The sequence below is a fragment of the Mycobacterium sp. 1245499.0 genome (assembly GCF_001673615.1).
GTDB classification, from domain to species: domain Bacteria; phylum Actinomycetota; class Actinomycetes; order Mycobacteriales; family Mycobacteriaceae; genus Mycobacterium; species Mycobacterium europaeum_A.
Genome location: NZ_LZMG01000401.1, coordinates 1 through 3,273 on the forward strand (window position 1 = coordinate 1; position 3,273 = coordinate 3,273).

General features: G+C 66.9%; 4 protein-coding genes. 2 read left to right on the forward strand and 2 right to left on the reverse strand.

From position 1 onward, the window contains the following. Positions 1-111 precede the first annotated feature (111 nt). Positions 112-786, forward strand: a complete 675-nt coding sequence (locus A5646_RS25075; RefSeq protein WP_197497992.1) for a hypothetical protein — start codon at positions 112-114, stop codon at positions 784-786. Here A5646_RS25075 and A5646_RS25080 read toward each other — a convergent pair. Together A5646_RS25080 and A5646_RS25085 are read right to left on the reverse strand one after the other, a co-directional pair. Further along, positions 776-1,765: an SDR family NAD(P)-dependent oxidoreductase gene (locus tag A5646_RS25080; RefSeq protein WP_231998469.1), complete on the reverse strand. Its 990-nt coding sequence runs from the start codon at positions 1,763-1,765 to the stop codon at positions 776-778. The genes A5646_RS25075 and A5646_RS25080 overlap by 11 nt on opposite strands. After that, complete coding sequence (locus A5646_RS25085; RefSeq protein ID WP_066878992.1) at positions 1,762-2,985, reverse strand: cytochrome P450; 1,224 nt, start codon at positions 2,983-2,985, stop codon at positions 1,762-1,764. The genes A5646_RS25080 and A5646_RS25085 overlap by 4 nt, the downstream gene beginning before the upstream one ends. Before the next feature lie 91 nt (positions 2,986-3,076). Between A5646_RS25085 and A5646_RS25090 the strand changes: the two genes are divergently transcribed. Then, positions 3,077-3,273 (forward strand): helix-turn-helix domain-containing protein (locus A5646_RS25090; protein ID WP_156765700.1); only part of this gene is annotated, 197 nt, incomplete at its 3' end.

The following is a 3,273-nucleotide window of genomic DNA, read 5'->3' on the forward strand; positions in this document are numbered from 1 at the left end:
GCCGTGCGTGCGCGGACAGTCCGGTCATGCATAACCCGACGGTAACCGACATGACGGCCGTAACGCGCGCGCAGCGCCTTAATTGCCCGGCGCGGCGGTTAGCCTGACTGAATGCGGAAAGCTGCGATGATCGCCGCGGCACTACTGGTCGCCGGGTGCTCCCACACCACGGGCGGCCAATCAGCGCCGACCCCGAGCACCGCCCAGACATCCACCGGCGCCGGCGCACCGGGAAGCAAAGCGCCCGGACCCACCGGGGCGCCCGGCGCCGGCACCGCGATCTCCGACGTCATCGCCTGGATAGAGGCCGGCCATCCCGCCGATCCCGGCCGCTTTCACACCGCCAGCCGCGACGGGGCCACCACGCCCCTGGGCGACGACATCGCGCTGGCCGCGGTGGCCGGCAAGGTCTCCTGCATGACGGATGCCAAGCACACCGGCGGCGCACTGGCCTGCCTGGTGAATCTGACCAATCCACCGCCGGCTCCCGCGACGGCCTACGGCCAGTGGCAAGGCGGTTGGATCAGCTTCGACGGGGTGAACCTGCAGGTCGGATCCGCCCGTGCCGATCCCGGCCCATTCCTGAACGGCAACGGGCCGGAACTGGCGAACGGGGATTCGCTGTCGTTCGGTGACTACCGGTGCCGCGCCGAGCAGACCGGCCTGTACTGCGTGAACTATGCGCACCAGTCGGCGGCCAAGTTCAGCCCCGCCGGCATCGTGCCGTACGGCTGCCTGAAATCGGCCCCGCCGCCGGACGGTGTCGGCGCGGCCTTCAGCTGCTGAGGCTGCCGATGATGGTCGCGAAAAGCTCGCTCATTTCGTCACCGGGCCCGCCCGGCACGGTGTAGCCGGCTTCGTCGCGAATCGCGTCCAGGTGGTCGCGGACGTCCTCGATCGACAGCCCGGGTCGGTAGCAACCCCGTGTCCTGCCGATGAAGAACCGCGCGACGTGTCCCGCGCCCACCGTGTAGATTTCACCGGACACCGGGCAATCCCGGTGGGAAAGGAAGGCGGCCACCGGAGCGACCTGCGCGGGGTCCAGTTTCTGAAGGTACAGGCCCACAAGGTCATCCAATACCGCCTGCGATGCCGCATCGTGTTCGACGGCTTGCCGGCCGGTCGCCTCGTCGAGCGAATGCGTCAGCATCCGGGTGTACGCGATGGGAGCGATGGCATTGACCTTGATGCCGTATGCGGCTCCTTCGGCGGCCAGCACACGCGTCAAGCCCAGCAAACCCGCCTTGGCCGCGCCGTAGTTGCTCATCCGTTCGGCGCCAAGGATTCCCGCGGCCGAGCAGGTGTTGAGCACCCGTCCGTAGCGCTGTTCGCGCATCACCTGCCACGCTGGCCTCGTCACGTAGAACGCCCCCTTGAGGTGGACATCCACCAGGGGGTCGAGCCGATCGGCGGTCATGTCCTCGAACGGCGCGTCGCCGACGACGCCCGCATTGTTGATCACGATGTCCAGGCGCCCCCAGACCCGCAGGGCGGTGTCGATGATCGCTTGTGCGCCTTGCGGACTCGTCACGCTGTGGCTGTCCGCGACGGCCTCGCCACCCTGCTCGCGAATGGCATCCGCGACGGCCTCGGCCGCCTTGTCGTCCGCGCCGTCCCCGGTCACCGAGCCGCCCTTGTCGTTGACCACGACGCGGGCTCCGCGCGCGGCCAGAAGCTGGGCGTACTCCCTGCCCAGCCCGCCGGCGGCGCCGGTGATCACGGCCACTTGGCCGTCGAAGCGCAGCTCGCCGTTAGACACCGTCACCAGCGCACCGGAAGTTCTTTCATGCCATAGATATTGGCGTCTTTGAACCTCAGCTGCTCCGGCGGCACCGCCAGTCGCAACCCGGGCAGGCGCCGCGCCAGGGTGGCGAAGGCGACCTGCATCTCGACGCGCGCCAAATTCGCTCCGATGCATTGATGCACGCCATATCCGAAGCCCAAGTGCCCGCGAGCGTTTCGGTCCGGGTCGAAGGATTCGGGGTGGTCGACGAATTCTGCGTCCCAATTGCCGGCGAGCAGGCTCATGAGGACGAACTCCCCGGCGCGAATCGGTTGGCCACCGATCACCAGATCTTCGGTCGCGACGCGGTCGACCTGGCTGTGCACGATGGACAGATAGCGCATCAGTTCTTCGACGACGTTCGCGATGACGGCCGGATCGTCGGTTTGTCCGAGTCGCTCGAACACCTCGGGATGTTCCAGCAGCGCAACGGTTCCCAGTGCGATCATGTTGGCCGTGGTTTCGTGGCCGGCCTGCATCATGATCACGCTGTTCATGGCCGTGGTGGTGTGGTCGAGCTGGCCCGTGGCCACGTATTCGGTGAGCAGTCGGCTGATCAAGTCGTCGCCGGGTTCGCGCGCTTTGCGTTCCACCAGCTCCTCGATGTAGGCATACATCGCCCCGAACGCCTGGCCCTTTTCCTCGTCGGTGGACTTCTGGTCAAGCCCCTTGGTGGTGTTGTGCTGGAAGATGGCCAAGTCTTCGGGCGGCACCCCGAGCAGCAGGGCGATCACCATCGACGGCACGGGCAAGGCGAATTCACGCACCAGATCGGCCGGCGCACCGTTGTCGATCATTTGGCCGAGATAGTGGTCGACCATGTCCTGAATGTGCGGCCGCATCGATTCACAACGCCTGAAGGTGAAGCTGCTTGTCATCATGCGCCGCAACCGATGATGCTCGGGATCGTCGGTCCGGGCGAACATCACGGCGACCTTGTTGTCGGCGTCGGTCGGCAGGATCGAGTCCGGAATGGTCTTCGCGGACAAGCGCGGATCGACCAACGCCGCCCTGATGTCCTGGTAGCGGCTGACCACCCAGACCGGGTTGCCGCCGAACATCGCCCGTCGCAGCCCGGCCTGTTCGCGCCACTGCGCAAACTCGGGCGGGGCCGCGAGCGGGCAGTGCGACGGCCGCGGGACGGGTAACACGGGAAGGCTTGCGTCAGGCCGGGATTCGGCGGTCTCCAAAGGTATTGCCATAACCAGTTTTCCACTAAATGTCAGTTGGCTGCCAGTTGTACGAGCCTAAAGCGGCGGCTACCGACAGTCAACTGTCAGTTACGCTGTGACGATGACCGCGGTTGAAGACCGGCCGTTGCGGGCCGACGCGGCGCGCAACGTCGAGCGCATCCTGCGCGCGGCGCGCGAGGTCTACGGCGAATTGGGACCCGACGCCCCGGTGGAAGCGGTCGCGCGCCGCGCCGGCGTCGGTGAGCGAACCCTGTACCGCAGATTTCCGGCAAAGGCGGACCTGGTACGCGCCGCCCT